The 15,874-nt window shown below is 46.6% G+C and carries 16 protein-coding genes; 3 read left to right on the top strand and 13 right to left on the bottom strand.

The annotated features are described in order from the left end of the window. Positions 1–102: 102 nt before the first annotated feature. Together G9U52_RS14565 and G9U52_RS14570 are read left to right on the top strand one after the other, a co-directional pair. Positions 103–984 carry a DUF1385 domain-containing protein gene (locus tag G9U52_RS14565; protein WP_375790253.1) on the top strand — a complete coding sequence of 294 codons (882 nt, stop codon included), beginning with the start codon at positions 103–105 and terminating at the stop codon, positions 982–984. 107 nt (positions 985–1,091) lie between these two features. After that, the gene (locus G9U52_RS14570; RefSeq protein WP_166150625.1) at positions 1,092–1,361 is read left to right on the top strand and encodes a hypothetical protein; all 270 of its coding nucleotides are present in this window, start codon (positions 1,092–1,094) and stop codon (positions 1,359–1,361) included. A 142-nt stretch (positions 1,362–1,503) separates the two neighbouring features. On the opposite strand, the gene G9U52_RS14575 is transcribed toward G9U52_RS14570, so the two are convergent. Beyond that, positions 1,504–2,472, bottom strand: a complete 969-nt coding sequence (locus G9U52_RS14575) for a patatin-like phospholipase family protein (protein ID WP_166150809.1) — start codon at positions 2,470–2,472, stop codon at positions 1,504–1,506. 374 nt (positions 2,473–2,846) lie between these two features. Further along, complete coding sequence (gene mntR, locus G9U52_RS14580) at positions 2,847–3,269, bottom strand: transcriptional regulator MntR (protein ID WP_166150627.1); 423 nt, start codon at positions 3,267–3,269, stop codon at positions 2,847–2,849. A 175-nt stretch (positions 3,270–3,444) separates the two neighbouring features. Between mntR and splB the strand changes: the two genes are divergently transcribed. Beyond that, positions 3,445–4,506 (top strand): spore photoproduct lyase, encoded by a 1,062-nt coding sequence (splB, locus tag G9U52_RS14585; RefSeq protein WP_166150629.1) that lies wholly within the window; start codon positions 3,445–3,447, stop codon positions 4,504–4,506. Between the two features lie 53 nt (positions 4,507–4,559). Here splB and G9U52_RS14590 read toward each other — a convergent pair whose 3' ends face one another. The 11 genes from G9U52_RS14590 to G9U52_RS14640 all read right to left on the bottom strand — a co-directional run bounded on the left by G9U52_RS14590 (position 4,560) and on the right by G9U52_RS14640 (position 15,845). After that, on the bottom strand, positions 4,560–5,273 hold the full coding sequence (locus tag G9U52_RS14590) for a cytochrome c biogenesis CcdA family protein (RefSeq protein ID WP_166150631.1): 714 nt from the start codon (positions 5,271–5,273) through the stop codon (positions 4,560–4,562). A gap of 210 nt (positions 5,274–5,483) precedes the next feature. Next, positions 5,484–6,563, bottom strand: coding sequence for a Gfo/Idh/MocA family protein (locus G9U52_RS14595; protein WP_166150633.1), 1,080 nt, complete (start codon positions 6,561–6,563; stop codon positions 5,484–5,486). A gap of 55 nt (positions 6,564–6,618) precedes the next feature. Beyond that, a complete protein-coding gene (metG, locus tag G9U52_RS14600; RefSeq protein ID WP_166150635.1) occupies positions 6,619–8,727 on the bottom strand; it encodes a methionine--tRNA ligase in 2,109 nt (702 codons plus the stop codon). A 665-nt stretch (positions 8,728–9,392) separates the two neighbouring features. Further along, positions 9,393–9,578, bottom strand: a complete 186-nt coding sequence (locus G9U52_RS14605) for a hypothetical protein (RefSeq protein WP_166150637.1) — start codon at positions 9,576–9,578, stop codon at positions 9,393–9,395. A 21-nt stretch (positions 9,579–9,599) separates the two neighbouring features. Further along, complete coding sequence (locus G9U52_RS14610; RefSeq protein WP_166150639.1) at positions 9,600–10,739, bottom strand: SGNH/GDSL hydrolase family protein; 1,140 nt, start codon at positions 10,737–10,739, stop codon at positions 9,600–9,602. A gap of 133 nt (positions 10,740–10,872) precedes the next feature. Further along, positions 10,873–11,100 (bottom strand): membrane protein insertion efficiency factor YidD, encoded by a 228-nt coding sequence (yidD, locus tag G9U52_RS14615; RefSeq protein ID WP_166150640.1) that lies wholly within the window; start codon positions 11,098–11,100, stop codon positions 10,873–10,875. Beyond that, a complete protein-coding gene (locus G9U52_RS14620; protein WP_207952961.1) occupies positions 11,097–11,900 on the bottom strand; it encodes an inositol monophosphatase family protein in 804 nt (267 codons plus the stop codon). The genes yidD and G9U52_RS14620 overlap by 4 nt, the downstream gene beginning before the upstream one ends. An 18-nt stretch (positions 11,901–11,918) precedes the next feature. After that, positions 11,919–13,220 (bottom strand): UDP-N-acetylglucosamine 1-carboxyvinyltransferase, encoded by a 1,302-nt coding sequence (gene murA / locus G9U52_RS14625; protein ID WP_166150641.1) that lies wholly within the window; start codon positions 13,218–13,220, stop codon positions 11,919–11,921. Positions 13,221–13,465: 245 nt separating this feature from the next. Then, complete coding sequence (locus G9U52_RS14630; RefSeq protein ID WP_166150642.1) at positions 13,466–14,344, bottom strand: aldo/keto reductase; 879 nt, start codon at positions 14,342–14,344, stop codon at positions 13,466–13,468. 65 nt (positions 14,345–14,409) lie between these two features. Further along, entirely contained in the window at positions 14,410–15,375 is a 966-nt protein-coding gene (locus G9U52_RS14635) for an aldo/keto reductase (RefSeq protein ID WP_166150643.1), read from the bottom strand. 62 nt (positions 15,376–15,437) lie between these two features. Beyond that, positions 15,438–15,845 carry a VOC family protein gene (locus tag G9U52_RS14640; RefSeq protein WP_166150813.1) on the bottom strand — a complete coding sequence of 136 codons (408 nt, stop codon included), beginning with the start codon at positions 15,843–15,845 and terminating at the stop codon, positions 15,438–15,440. Positions 15,846–15,874 lie beyond the last annotated feature (29 nt).

Genomic DNA, 15,874 nt, shown 5'->3' on the forward strand with positions numbered 1-15,874 from the left:
GAAGAAAGCTCATTCATACTTACAAAAAGAAGGTGCAAAACGTTGTCGCAAAAAGAACAGCCAAGAGGAATTTATGGTGGGCAAGCTGTGATCGAAGGGGTTATGTTTGCAGGCCGATCTGTACATGTCACGGCGGTACGCCGTAAAGATAATTCCATCGAATATTTTGAAGTACCCAAGAAAGAAATCGGATGGGTACAAATGTTAAAGAAAATCCCTTTTGTCCGCGGTATCGTTGGCATTGTCGAGTCAAGCGCCAAAGGTGCACAGCATCTGAACTTTTCTGCTGAATCATTTGCTGAAGGGGAAGAAGATCCTAAGGAAGCCAAGAAGGAACAAAAGGAATCCATTGCCGGCAAGGTTTCCATGATCCTTGGCGTAGCCGTGGTTGGGGTATTATCCTTTGTATTCGGGAAGTTTGTATTCACGCTGATACCTCCCATTATCGAGCAGCTTTTATTTGCCAACGTATTCCAGAACCAAATTGGTCATAACCTGATTGAAGGGCTGATCAAAATTATTTTGTTGGTCGCCTACATCTATTTCATTTCTTTAACACCGATGATTAAACGCTTGTTTCAATACCATGGAGCCGAGCATAAGGTCATCAGCGCGTACGAAGCAGGCATGGAGCTTACAGTAGCTAATGTGCAGAAGTTTAGTACCCTGCATTACCGTTGCGGCAGCAGCTTTATCGTCTTCACCGTTCTGGTCGGTGTTATTATTTATTCGTTTTTCACATACGATTCGTTTGTTGAGCGTATTATACAACGTATTGTATTGTTGCCTGTCGTTATTGGCGTTTCCTATGAAGTGCTTCGTTTCACCAATAGCTTGCGTGAAGTGCCTGTCCTGCGTTACCTTGGATATCCTGGCCTGTGGCTGCAAAAGCTCACTACCAAGCAGCCGGATAACACCCAGGTGGAAGTATCCATTGCATCCTTTAACCGGATGCTTGAGCGTGACCAGCAAGCTAGAGCTTAGTTCAGATAAAAAGCAGAAGTTTACGTACAGTAAGCCTATGCGATCAATCAAGTTTATTCTTACGATGCTGGTTTTTGATTGAGCAAAAACCCTTAGGAGGAAGCGCGATGAAATCCGGACGTTTTTCTATTGCTACTTACATCATTTTTGGATTAGCTTTAATCGGACTTGTATCCCGAGCTACTCAATATATTATCCCTATTGTAGTGTTCGGGGTCATTTTCTTACTGTTTAAATTTCCGCCAAACAAATGGGGCAAAAGCAAAACAACCACTACCCGATCTGGCAGAACCAAAGAAAAACGAACCCGTGATGCGACTTTTCGTGTAATCAACGGCAGCAAAGGAAGCTCGGATGAGCCTCCCAAATACCACTAAACGGCGAGCTTCTCGCCGTTTTTTTGTTGTTATTATACGGTTGCATAATGCTATATTATGCCGCTATATACTGCTATACTGTTTGAAACCGCTGTATACTTTTGTATTCTAGAGTATGCTTCCACATCATGCTTCTTATTGCTTACTGTTTGCGAAGTACATGCTCGATGAAATTTTCTTTGTAATCCACTGCCCTCCATTTACTGAAAAATTTTTCACCCGCAAGCCTGCCTGACTCGTACAACAGCATACTCGTTTCGATGGACATATCAAACTGGGTAATGCTGACACCCAATGTTGGTATTTTGATAGTCCGAAATCGGTTAACGTCCTCGATATATCGTTCATCATGAGCTTCCATCATGGTGGAGAATAACGCTTTGAACATCGACAGCGGCCCGTAAATCGTATTGGGCATGCTCGCACCTCTTCCGACCAGCTGGAAGCCGATCGTGGGGATCATCTCATCAAAAGCAGGCACCTTATCATAATCGTAGATCCAAAGGGGGAAATTGCTAAGCAGCCCTCCATCGACGACATAAATGAATTGATCTGCAAAGGTTTCGTTGGGAAGACGTCTATCCGCCGCTTTGCGTATAATAACAGGATCGAAAAAATAAGGGATACTTGTGCTCATTCTAACGGCTTTGGAAATGTTAAATAACTGAGGATTGATCCCATACTGAGCAATATCATCCGGCAGCACTAGCAGCTTGCGCTGCGATATATCCGATGCGATGATTCTTAATTGGTTTGGCAATAAATCGCCAAAGGTACGAATCCCTTTCGCCAGCAGCAGCCGATGGATCCAGTTCTCCAATGCTTCTCCGGAATATAAGCCTTTTTTGAGCAGAAAGCGCGCGGCAGGCCCGATGACCTTGGTGTCAAACAGCTTAGAGCGCTGCAAGAAGGCACGGAATGGCGTCGCTTGGATTATTGCCCTCATCTCCTCCGCATTGTATCCTGCAGCTATGAGAGAAGCGATGATGGCACCTGACGAGGTACCTGCTACTTGGTGAAACTTAATACCTTTTTGTTCGGCGGCTGCAATAGCACCCGCTAGGGCAACGCCCTTGACTCCGCCTCCTTGGAATACTGCGTTGATCTTCAGTGGAATCACCTCACCCTCCCACCCTCCCTATTAGGGAGGGACCCAAAGAGCTTTGCCCTCTGGACTCCCATGCGCGTTGGCAGACTCTTGTGTTCTCGGGGCGCTTCCATCCCTTCTTGTTTCCTAAAGGCTTAAGGCACACCCTTATCTCTTTGATGGAAGTCTTAACTTTATCTATATGTACATCCGCCGGATTTCTTGCAAGTTTCTTATACAAGTCGTCCTTCGATTATAGCTGCATTCAATATGGATTGCAGGACAAAAAAACCACTCCAAAAGCGAGTGGTTTCCCAGAATTATTTATTGCTCCACATACACATGCTGAAACGCGCCATATTCAAACGGCGGTTATTTTTCAACCTCTTTCAAGCCTCTTAGGACTCGTCCATCTCTTTTTTGAGATTCAGTAGATCTTCGCTACGTTTTGGGTCTTTTTTGAAATATTCGATCAGTGCCTCAATGCAAGTTATTGAATCCCAGCTTAGATGGTGCTCTATACCTTCTACATCTTTATAGATCGTATCTTCCGATACGCCAATTATCGTTAAAAATTGCTCCAGCAGGTCATGTCTGGCAACTAAGCGTTTACCCATCTTTTGCCCTTTGGGAGTCAGGATTAGCCCACGGTATTTTTCGTAAACCAAATAGTTATCCTTGTCCAGCTTTTGAATCATTTTGGTCACTGACGAAGGATGAACCTCCAGCCCCTCAGCGATATCCGATACCCTAGCATAGCCTTTTTCATCGATCAATTTATAAATACGTTCTAGGTAATCCTCCATACTTGGTGTAGCCATTTGCGTTCCTCCCGTACATCATCAATGACCTTGCTTGGATATTGAAGTAAATCCATCTGTAGAAGAATGATCTGCAGACTTAAGAAGCAAACTAAGGTCATCATAAGCGCTTTTTACTATAACATAGCCAGAAAGACGAAGCAAGCCGAGCAATATCAATAAATGGAGGTGTGTTATGTCTACTGAGCTGCTAACCCCGGTTATCAGGCAAACGCAGGTTTTTGTGCCGGAACTCGTTTATTTTGAGCCGGATGCACTGAATTATCCCAAAGGACAACGAATTCTCGAGTGGGCTAAGCAAAAAGGGCTCCCCATCCATATGACCTCTTCGCACAATCGCATCATGAATTTACCGGGTGACAGCGATTTGGAGAAATATAAAATTGCCAAGCGGACACTTGTCGTAGGCATCCGCAAAACCTTAAAGTTCGAGCAGTCCAAGCCTTCCGCCGAGTATGCGATTCCAATTGCCACAGGCTGTATGGCCCACTGCCATTATTGTTACCTGCAAACTACATTGGGGGCGAAGCCCTATATCCGAATTTATGTGAATACAGATGATATTCTCAAGGCCGCCAAGCAATATATCGAAGAACGGGCACCCGAGATCACACGGTTTGAGGCAGCTTGTACCTCAGATCCAGTAGGTCTTGAGCATATTGGTGGCTCGCTCAAGGAATTGGTTGAATTTATGGCCAAAGAGCCATTAGGCCGGCTACGCTTTGTAACCAAGTTCCACCATGTTGAGCCATTGCTTGATGCCAAGCACAATAAGCATACACGGTTTCGTTTTAGCGTAAATGCCCATTATGTCATTAAAAATTTCGAGCCGGGCACGTCCAGCTTTGCTGAGCGTATTATCGCAGCAGGCAAGGTCGCACAAGCCGGGTATCCGCTCGGCTTTATTATTGCCCCGATCATATGGCATGAGGGCTGGGAGGATGGATATCAGGAGCTTTTAGAAAAGCTCAAAGAAACGCTTCCCGAAGAGGCTACCACAGACCTGACCTTCGAGCTGATCCAGCACCGATTTACGAAAACGGCAAAAAGGGTCATTGAGCAGCGTTATCCTAAAACAAAGCTGGAGCTTGATGAAACCAAACGAAAATACAAGTGGGGCAAGTACGGTCAAGGCAAATATGTGTACCCGGATGAGCAAGCGAATGCGCTGCGCCAATTTATAACCGAGCAGATTTTTGAGAAATTTCCCAAATCGAATATCGACTATTTTACCTAAGCATTTTTACCTCACAAGTACAAACTATGTCTTGGCTCTCAAGAAACTCAACATTAAAACTTAAGCCATTCCGGGGTCATTTGGTTAAGCCAGATCGTAATGCGCGTCATTTGGTCGGTATATAATAATATTGCCATAACAATCATCAAGCCGCCGCCAATTTTCATAATAATCGAGGAATAACGCAAGATCCATTTGGTTGTGCCAATAAAAAAAGAAAGCACTAGAAACGGTAATGCGAAGCCCAGCGAATAAGCGGAGATCAATGGTAACCAGGAATCAGGATTGGTCGCAGCCAAAGCCAGGATCGCGGAAAGTATGGGCCCTATGCAAGGTGACCAGCCAGCGGCAAAGCCTATACCGATAAGCACTGAGCCAAGATAACCCGCTGGCTTTAGCTTCCACTGTAATTTCCGTTCTCGCATTAACCATTGCGGCTGGAAAACACCGAGCAGGAACAAGCCCATTAAAAGGATCATTAAAGCGGCGATTTGACGTAATAAATTTCTGTAATCCACAAAAAAATTGGAAACAAGACCGGCTCCCCAGCCCAAGCTATAAAAGATAATGGAAAAGCCAATAATAAAGCAGAGCGTATGCAGGACCGTCTGTTTTCGGACGCCTGCTGCGGGATTGCCGCTCTTTAATTGACTAACCGATATACCGGTAATATAGGATAAATAAGATGGGTATAGGGGCAAGCAGCACGGTGAAATGAATGATGCGACTCCTGCCCAGAAAGCAATCCACAGGTTAACCTCCAACATAATACCTCCTTAATAAAAAACGTCATTCACCTGTTATATGATTTGGCAGGTATCTTCTATATTAAAGCTTTTAGCGGATTATTCAAATTAGGATTCCCCTATTATGATCGTTTTGCCGGCATTTCTTTAAAAGTTTCATGAAATATACAAACAAAAGCATCCTCCTCGAAATTACGAGGTTGGACGCTTTTGTTTTTGTTGCTTATGAATTTAGCCGACTTCAATACGCTCCGCTTGAAGCTGTGCCTTTATGCAAAGCTCTCCTGCTTTAAACGCATGCTCTTGAGTCATGGCATTTTCAGTACGATTAATGCAATCAAGAATCAATTGGCCGAAGAACGGATACCCGACTTCACCACTAAGTGCAAAATGCTTTTCGCCCTCTTGGTTAACAAGGTACAGATGGTTACCGCTAGGCTCGCGTGCAATATCGACATATTTACGAATCTCAATGTAACCCTCGGTTCCAAGGATGGTCATACGTCCATCTCCCCAAGTGCTAAGGCCATCAGGTGTCAGCCAATCCACACGGAAGTAATTAGTAGCTCCATTATCGGCAATCAACGTCGCGTCGCCAAAATCCTCTAGCTCCGGATATTCTTTGTTTTTGTAATTAGCCACCTTACTGCTAACTACACGTGCGTCCTTGGCTCCAGTGAAGTACAGGAATTGCTCGATTTGATGGCTACCGATATCGCATAAAATACCGCCGTATTTATCAAATTCGAAAAACCAATCCGGTCTGGATGGCGCATTCAAGCGATGGGGTCCTAAACCGATAACTTGGACAACGCGCCCAATAGCACCTTGCTCAATAAGTTGCCCGGCAAATACTGCACTTTCAACATGCAGGCGTTCGCTGTAGTAAACCATATATTTGCGTCCAGTTTCCTTAACCTTGGCACGAGCTTGCTCTACTTGCTCCAAGGTAGTAAACGGCGCTTTGTCGGTGAAATAATCTTTGCCGCTGTCCATAACGCGAAGACCAAGTGCACAACGATCTGAAGTGATTGCTGCACTTGCAACTAAACGGATGGACGAATCGTTCAAAATTTCCGCTTCGGAAGCGGCTGCTTTGGTTCCGGGATATTTGGCGATAAACGCTGCAACTTTCTCTGGATCTGGATCGTACACAGCAACCAAATCTCCGCCTGCTTCGATTAGGCCGTTGGTCATTCCATAAATATGGCCATGATCCAATGCGATGGCTGCAAACGGAAATTCTCCCTTGGCAACAACCGGATTGGGCTTACCCTGTGGTGCATAATTCATTCCATCTTTGGTTTGCATAATAAAAGCCTCCTGGTTATGGGATTCATATTGGTATTGTTAACGTGAACATACCTCATTTTACCACAGATCCGTTAGGAAGTGCATCAGAAATTGTCACCAGGGTTAATTGGTCTCCATGGGATGCGGCCAGTATCATGCCTTGCGACAGCTCACCACGTAGTTTAACCGGCTTCAGGTTAATAACACAGATTACTTTGCGTCCCACCATCTGCTCCGGCGTATAAAATTTGGCGATGCCCGATACGACCTGGCGTTGCTCGGTACCCAGATCAAGCTGTAGCTTCAGCAGCTTATCTGCGCCTTTGACAGGCTCAGCCGCGATCACCTCAGCGACACGCATTTCGACTTTGAAGAAGTCGTCGATGGAAATTTCGGCGACGCCATCCTCCGCTTTCCCAGCTGCTGTTGCCCCTTTTACCGCTGCAATCTGGTTGCCTGCAGCCTGCCCGGCATTTTGTCCGGCTCCGGCTGCCTGAACGTTCGCTCCTTGAGCGGTGCCAGCCGTCCCAGCCCCTGCAGCGAATACCGTTGTACCAGCAGCTGATCCTCCAGCAGCTGCCTTCTCCGCCGAAGCGCCTCCACCCATCGCTTCCGCGATAAAGGCTACCTCTTTATCCACCTCTAGGCGAGGGAACATCGCTAGCCCTTTGGTAACGCGAGTGCCCGCCGGCAGCGTTCCAAACTGGTGAACCGTGTCCCACGTGGTTAGCGCCGCGTCGTTAATCCCTAGCTGCTGCCATATTTTCAGCGGCGTTTGCGTCAGGAAAGGCTGAAGCAGTACCGATGAAATTCGCAGCGACTCCGCTAGTACGTATAAGACGGAGCCTAAGGTCGCACGCTTGCTCTCGTCTTTGGCCAACGTCCATGGCTGGGTTTCATCAATATATTTGTTCGTACGGCTAATCATTTGCCAGATCGCGCTTAACGCCACGGAGAACTCCATGGTCTCCATCGAATCTTCCACTTTGTGAATAGCTTGGTTTATCGTATCCAATAAAACAGTGTCAAATTCTGTAGCACCCGCTTCATACGCCGGTACAATCCCGTCAAAATATTTCTCGATCATTGCCACGGTACGGCTGAGCAGATTACCAAGGTCATTGGCTAAGTCGAAGTTAATCCGTTCGACAAAGCTTTCGGGCGTGAAGGTGCCATCCGATCCAAACGGAACCTCACGCAGTAAGTAATACCGAAGCGCATCCAGACCGTAACGGTCCAGCAGCATCACTGGATCAACCACGTTTCCCTTCGATTTAGACATTTTACCATCCTTCATTAACAGCCAGCCGTGGCCAAATACCTTTTTGGGCAGTGGTAAATCAAGCGCCATCAACATAATCGGCCAGTAAATGGTATGGAAACGGACGATCTCTTTGCCCACCAGATGAACATCTGCAGGCCAAAATGTTTGAAATTTGTTATCCTCATCGCTTCCATAACCAAGTGCTGTGATGTAGTTAGATAAAGCATCTATCCATACATAAATCACATGCTTCGGATCTTTTGGAACCTTGATGCCCCAATCAAAGGTGGTTCGGGAAACGGCAAGATCCTCCAGCCCCGGTTTAATGAAATTGTTGATCATCTCATTTTTGCGGGATTCAGGCTGGATAAAGTCAGGATTTTGCTCATAATATGCGAGCAGCCTATCCACATATTTGCCCATCCGGAAAAAATAGCTTTCCTCTTTAATCAGCTCTACCGGTCTGCCGCAATCCGGGCATTTGCCATCAACCAGCTTGTTTTCCAGAAAAAACGATTCACAAGGCGTACAATACCAGCCTTCATAGGTGCCTAAATAAATATCATCTTGCTCCATCAGCTTTGTGAAAATTTTCTCTACCGCCCGCTTATGGTGCTCATCTGTTGTACGGATGAAGATGTCATAGGAAATGTCGAGCTTGCTCCACAATTCTTTAATGCCTACTACGATATCGTCGACAAATTGCTGGGGAGTTACCCCTTTTTCCAGCGCTTTACGCTCGATCTTTTGCCCATGCTCATCTGTCCCAGTCAAATACTTCACGTTGTACCCGCGCAGCCTTTTATAACGGGACATCGCATCACCAGCTACAGTCGTATAGGCATGACCGATATGCAGCTTATCGCTTGGATAATAAATCGGGGTCGTGATATAAAATGATTTTTTTTGCTCTGACATCAATATCGCCTCCAAATTTTTCGTTGTAAAAAAACAGAAAAAGCCCCGTCCAGCTTGGGACGAGAGCTTGAGCTCACGCGGTACCACCCAACTTCCCCCATTCTCCAGTACAATCGGAAAATAAGGCTCAGTAGTCATGTTGCGACTTTCCGTTAACGCCGGAACTACGACAACAGCTTACAGATCTGTAGGATGCACCTTCGTGCAAACTCCATGCTGCTCACCGTCATATCCTCCCGGACCATCTTCCTTTGCGTCGGCCAACCGGTTTTCAGCTACTCCGGCTCTCTGAGTGACTTATGCAAAGTACTTTTCCGTTCATAGGATGGACAATTATAGAATAAGCCAAATATAACGAACTAAGTCGCCGATGTCAAGCTAGCCATTCCATTATCTGGCTTTAGACAGTGGCCAACGCACTTAAAAAACCGGAGCACTTGCCCGCTTATTCATTTTTATTTTCAAAAACGTTAAGAAGGCTGCAAGCTTTCGGCTCGGAATGGGTAATACTAACAATAGGCAACAAACAGCATATAAAAGGGGGATGATCCCACCATGATGGACACTATATATCTGATGCTTTCAATGATGATTGTAGGCTGCGTTGTACTTCTCACGCTTGCTGCACTTGGCATTTTCAACAAAGAAGAAGGCAGGTAAATACACTACACGATCCAAAACTCACAATGCTCTCTTTGGAACTGTCTGCCTTCAATCACAACATACTCTTTGGAGAAGCTCTCAACTTTTCCTACCTTATCGAGCTTGCCGTTTACCCATGCCTCAATGGGTCTTTGGAAAGTAACTGAACGTTGAAAATCCGTATCTAATTTACAAACCTTTCTGATCATAAGCTTCCTCCGTTGTCGATCCTATTTTAATAACCCAATGCAAGCCAAATTGAATTCGGTTCCCTTGCATTCAGGTCGATCCCCATGAATAACTTCCATTTCGCACTGATGCTTACCCCAATCCAGACCATCAGCAATCACTTGCATTTGATACCATCCCTGGTCTCCGCACCAGTCTGGACGTTCCCGCGAGGATTCGTGCCATTCTCCCATATCGATCCGATAACGAAACTCTGAAGATAGCTTACCGAAATCGAATCCCAACGCAAGACCAGTTCCCTCAAAAGAAAATGAAAGCTTCGCACCGACAGCCGATGTATATAACACTTGGTCAATCCATCGAAGATATGGCCACCTTCGAAGTGTCCATGGACCTGTTAGCTGTACCTCCGAAAAGGGTAGTGGTTCAGCCATTTCCCAATTCTGCGGATATAAAGGCTTCGGCAGCGTCCTATCCCTTGCCGTTTCCTCCATTCTCTCCACTTCCACCTTGTCCACCGTGTCCTTATGGGCAACCGCTCCTAAAGGAGTAAGCTCGCTTTCTAAATAAGAGATCACACTACGACCATAGGAGACGCTCCCTCTACTGCCAGGATGCAATCCATCAGGCAGCCAATCGTCCCAGCGCATGATTCCTAGGCGTACCTCGTTAATTGCATATAAGCCTGCCCATACCGAACCAAGCTGGTAATGCTCGGCAATTTGTTCAAATTCGTCGATGGACGAGGGTATACGTCCTTCGGCTATATCCTTATACATGGGCTGGCTATAGGTATAGACAAGCACAAGATCTCTCGCCTCATCGCGCAGCAGCTTCCTGACCAAGCCTTCTCTTGTTCTCGATCGGAGATCCGTAGCCACTTGCAAATCATTGACCGCAAATTCAATAAAGACCAGGTCACAGCATCTGTCGACCAGATCCTTCTGCGCCCGAAACACAGCGAGGGTACTGCCCGTAGCGCCAATCGCTGTGTTCTCTATCGTTAAACGAACCTCTGGATAATGCTCAGCAAACCAGCGGATTACAGACTCCGGCCAGTTTGTACCTTTGCGTGGATCTGTAATAGACCCGCCTATAAAACCTATCGTTAGCTGCTTATTTTGGAGCGCTTTCAATGTTCTTGTCAGTAGCTTACGGTGCTGGATCACTTGTAAACTCATACCCATGCCTCCAGGTTATAAAATATAAAATATAAAATAGAATCGCTTTGTATGCTTTTTAAACAACAGCATCCCTAAAAAAACCTTGAATTCTCAAGGTTTAAAGGATTTCTAAGGTTTAAGATTCCACTAATTAAGACTTCTGTATTTTCGGTGGCACATGGTCAATTCCGCCTGGATGGAAGGGATGGCATTTGCATATGCGCTTCGCAGCCAGCCATGAGCCTTTGGCTGCTCCATGCTGTTCCAAGGCATCCAGCGCATATTGGGAGCAGGTTGGATAGAAACGGCAGGTTGGCGGCTTTAATGGGGAAATGAATTTACGGTAAAACCACACCATCCCTTTCAGCAGCCTGTTCATGCACGTCCAGCCCTTACTAGCTGTAGCATAACCTCTTTACGGTCCGGGTGGCAGGCGATTAGATAAGGCTCAGGGTTCATACCACGAAATGTATTGCCCTCATAATCCATAATTAATCCACCTGCTTCCTGCACGAGAAGCAGTCCTGAATAAAGATCGTCACCCTCGGAGTTGTACAGAATAACTCCATCAATCTGGTTTCTCGCCAGCATGCTCCACTGCATGGTAGGAGCCCACAAGCGCATCATCCGCTTGGTGCTGCTTTCCACATGCCTCCGCAGACGTATCGCTACTTCATCCTGCTGAACCTTATGGCCTTGTATCCATCCGACTGTTAGTCGTTTGGGAATCGGCCGGGGCTGCATGAGTAAAGCTATTCCATCACAGGTTGCTCCTTCGTTATGCTTTGCTACATACATTTTGTCCAGGATCGTATCGTAAATCACTCCGAGTATCGGCTGACCGCAATAAATGAGCGTAATGGAAACACCAAATAAGGGCAAACCGACCGCGAAATTATTGGTGCCATCCAAGGGGTCAACCAACCACAACCAATCGCTGTCGACACCTGACCAGCCCGACTCCTCGCTTCGGATCTTATGCTGTGGAAAAGCTTCATGAAGCAGCAGCAGAATCGCTTTTTCTGCAAGTAGGTCTGCTTCAGTCAATATATCTCCGAAATCATCCTTCTCATCTTGGGTGTAGCCCTCAGCAAACAAAGTCCGTGCTATATTCCCTGCTTGCCTCGCAGCATCCATGGCTACCGATTCCGCAACGGCGAGCATATTTGCAATTTCCATGCCATCATCTCCCAAGGCTTATCCGCTATAAGGAGCCCTAATCTCCGAATTTACGGCTCCCTCATCCAACTGCTCCAATGAAATTCGTGCGCCTAACGAACGGAACAGCTCGATTGCATTTTCATTTCCGCGCTGTATATGTTCAATTCCCGTTATTTTAGTCGAGCCCTCAGCTGCCAAACCTGCCAGCAATAAGCATGTGCCTGCGCGAACATCCGTAGCATGCACCCAATTACCGATCAGTGGGACACCGCCTTTAATAAAGGCACTTTCCTTGCGCACTTCAATATTGGCCCCCAGCCGCTTCAATTGCTGGACATGGCTAAAGCGCTTGGGATAAACACGCTCGGTCACAATGCTTTTTCCCATCGACTGTAGCAAGAGCGCAGTGAATGGCTGCTGCAAATCGGTTGCAAACCCTGGATACATTCCTGTCCGTATGCGGGTAGCCCGTAACTTGCCATTAGAATGTGCGGTTATATTCTGGTCGTCAATAACGATTTCCATGCCGATCTCCCGCAATTTGGCTGTACAAGAGCCGAGATGCTCTGGAATTACATTCCTAACCGTCACACTTCCGCCGTTAATGCCAGCAGACATTAAGAAAGAACCCGCAATCAGCCGATCAGGGATAACCTGATAAGCACCACCGCCTAAATAAGGAACGCCCTCGATGCGGATCTGGTCCGTACCCGCGCCAATAATACGCGCTCCCAGCATATTAAGGAAGTTAGCGGTATCTACAACCTCAGGATCCGTGGCTGCGTTCGTTAGTCGAGTTCTGCCTTTGGCCCTGACAGCAGCCAGCATCGTATTAATCGTAGCTCCCGATGTAATCATATCAAAATAAATATCAGCGCCGCGTAGCTGCTTGGCCTCAACGACATAGTGGTCATTATGGAAGGTAACCTCGGCTCCGAGCATCCGAAAGGCTTTAATATGCTGGTCAATCGGACGCGACACAAAATCATCCCCACCTGGGAAGCCTACCGTAACCTTGCCAAACTTGGCCAGCAAGGCACCAACAAAGTAATAAGAAGCCCGATAAGCGGAAGCCTTACCTGGATCAATTACAGCGCTATGTAGCTTTCTTGGATCCATAAACAGCTCGCCCGATGGCAGCCGTACTATGTCGAGTCCAATGTCCATACCAATTTGGCGAATAATTCGCAAATCTTCTATATTAGGAATACCGTCCAACGTAACGGTAGAATCGGCTAAGCAAGAGGCCGCTAATAAAGCCAGCGAGCTGTTTTTGGAGCCTTGTATAGTTACGGCACCCTTTAAAGGACCCGATTTTTGTACTTGAATATAATTCACTACTTTTCCTACTTTCTAAGTGGAGTTCATCATAGGTACACATCACACATCGGGAAGCGAATCTTCACAAGATATGGCCAACTTTACTGACTATCGCCATTTTACACCAAATGAAACACAAAATACAGCATTAACTCATTAACTATAACAGACTTATAGGTATGCTTTCCAGTTCAGGATCATCGTTGTCGTTTTGAATGGAAAAAGAGGCCGGATAAGATTCATCCGGACCCCTCACAAATGGTTTAGCTTATTGAGGTCGGTGCCCCAAAAGGTGAATGGTAACCACTAATTGCACTTAAGATGCTGGCTGCTTTCTCGTCAGTCATCGAACCAAAGCGTTCAGCGGCATCGACAATTTTGGGAAACAGGTGAATATCTCCTGCAGTAGCAAAACCCGAAACTCCCGGAAATGATAAAACAAAGTGCACACATGCATCAATGATGTCCTGGCTGTCGAACGGCTCGTACCAAGTAGCATAATCCCGCTGCTGGTGCTCAGCCCATGGTCCTTTCGCAATCGCTTTGATAACGCGCAGCGCCGTCTCTTGCCTTTGCGTTTCCTCCAATAGCAAGTCAAACGCTTTGCGGTATTCCGGCATGGCATACAAAATATAGTTCAAGGGCAGCAGCACCGTGTCAAACGGGAAGCGTTTGAGCGCCTCCAAATGGGTAGCTGGTGCTTCGTGACCATGCCCTGTTATGCCAATCGCGCCTATAATGCCTTCGTCCTTGGCTTCTAGCAAAGCCTCAAGCGCACCGCCTGTGCCCGTGCATTTATCCAACTCCTCGATGGTGCCAACTGCATGAAGCTGCAATAGGTCAACGCGGTCAACCTGCAACCTCTCCAAGGAACGGTATATTTGCTCCTTGGCCTTTTCTTTGGTTCGTTCGCCGGTTTTCGTAGCAAGGAATATATCCTTGCTGATTTGTGGCATCCATGGACCCATCCGCAGTTCGGCCTCGCCATAGCTGGCAGCGGTGTCGAAATGATTCACTTTATGCTCCAAGGCAAATGAAATGGAAGCATCCGCTTCAACCTGGCTCACTTTACCGAGACTTGCTGCTCCAAACATAACAACTGAGCTATCATAACCTAAACGTCCTAGCTTTCGACTTTGCATGGTCGCTCCTCCTTCATATTAAAGCCATTCCCTAATCATAATTCGATATACGTATTCGAAAATAATTACTGCTCTTCTTTACGGTCCGTTGCAAGGGGAGGCGTTATCGACAACGCATCGATTTCCTTGCGCCATTCCGGTGTCATCGCTACCTCCAGGGCAGCCAAGGATGGCTCAAGCTGCTCCAGGCTGCGCGCCCCAATAATCGGCGCCGTTATCGCAGGATGCGACATGACCCAGGCTACGGCTAGTGATGCCGGATGCACCTCACGTTTTGCTGCATGGGCAGCAAAACGCGCTGCTACATCATAATAAAGCTCGTCCCCATAGCGTTCACTGTACATCTTCACATCCACCAAGCGGCCCGTGTCCGGCTTGCCTCCATTATATTTGCCCGTCAATAAGCCACCGCCTAATGGGCTATAGCTAATAACGCCTACCTGCTCCGACTCGGCTAAAGGCAAAATTTCAACCTCCGCTTGGCGCTTCACGATATTATACATCGGCTGGATGCATTCAAAGCGGGCAAGCTGCTCCTTCGCTGAAATGCCTAGCGCCTTGGCGATTTGCCAGGCGGCCCAGTTGCTGACCGCGGGATAGAGGATTTTACCCTGCTGCTGCAAATCATCTAAAGCACGCAACGTCTCCTCCATCGGCGTTAACGGATCAAAATGATGGACGAAATACAGATCAAGTCGGTCTGTTCCTAGCCTCTTTAGGCTTTGCTCCACAGATAGCATAATATGCCTGCGTGACAAGCCTTTGTCGTTGATCCCTTTGCCCGTAGGCATACAGACCTTCGACGTTAAGACAATTTCGTCGCGATGATCCGCTATGCAGCGTCCCAAAATTTCCTCTGACCTGCCGTTGCTGTAAACATTGGCTGTATCAAAAAAATTAATGCCTACCTCACGGCAACGCTCGAACATGGCCTTTGACATTTCTTCATCGGCATTGCCACCAAATGACATCGTTCCAAAGCATAAGCTTGATACCTGTATGCCGGTTTTGCCCAAATTGCGATATTGCAAAGAATAGCCTCCTAATAAACAAATGATTTACTTACAAGCTGTATATAAAACTTTTCAAAAAATTAACTATTCATGTGGGGGGAACCCGGCATTAGCTGCATAAACTCGATCCTGTTGCCATCCGGGTCTTTGACCCAGCATTGGTAATTAGTATCCTTGCCCTGCTTAGGCTCAACATCCAAAACAATATGATGCGCTTTCAAATGGTCAGCGATTTGATGGATATCATCAACTTCGAGGCACAGGTGGTTAAATCCGATCGCTTTCTCCACCGAAGCCGGCTTGTTCAACCCTCCATAAAACAATTCAATAAATTGTCCCTCACACACTTTGATGTAAACAATCCAAGGCAAGTCATCATGATCATGGATTTCAAAAGCTTGCTGAAAACCGAGAATCCCGCAATAAAAATGAAGCGACTTCTCCATATCCTGCACCGTTAACGCTAAATGCCCAATTCTTTTTATCATCATCAGCACCTCCTGTTTCATCATATCGA

Origin of the sequence: Paenibacillus agricola (assembly GCF_011440305.1) — a bacterium.
GTDB classification, from domain to species: Bacteria; Bacillota; Bacilli; order Paenibacillales; family NBRC-103111; genus Paenibacillus_S; species Paenibacillus_S agricola.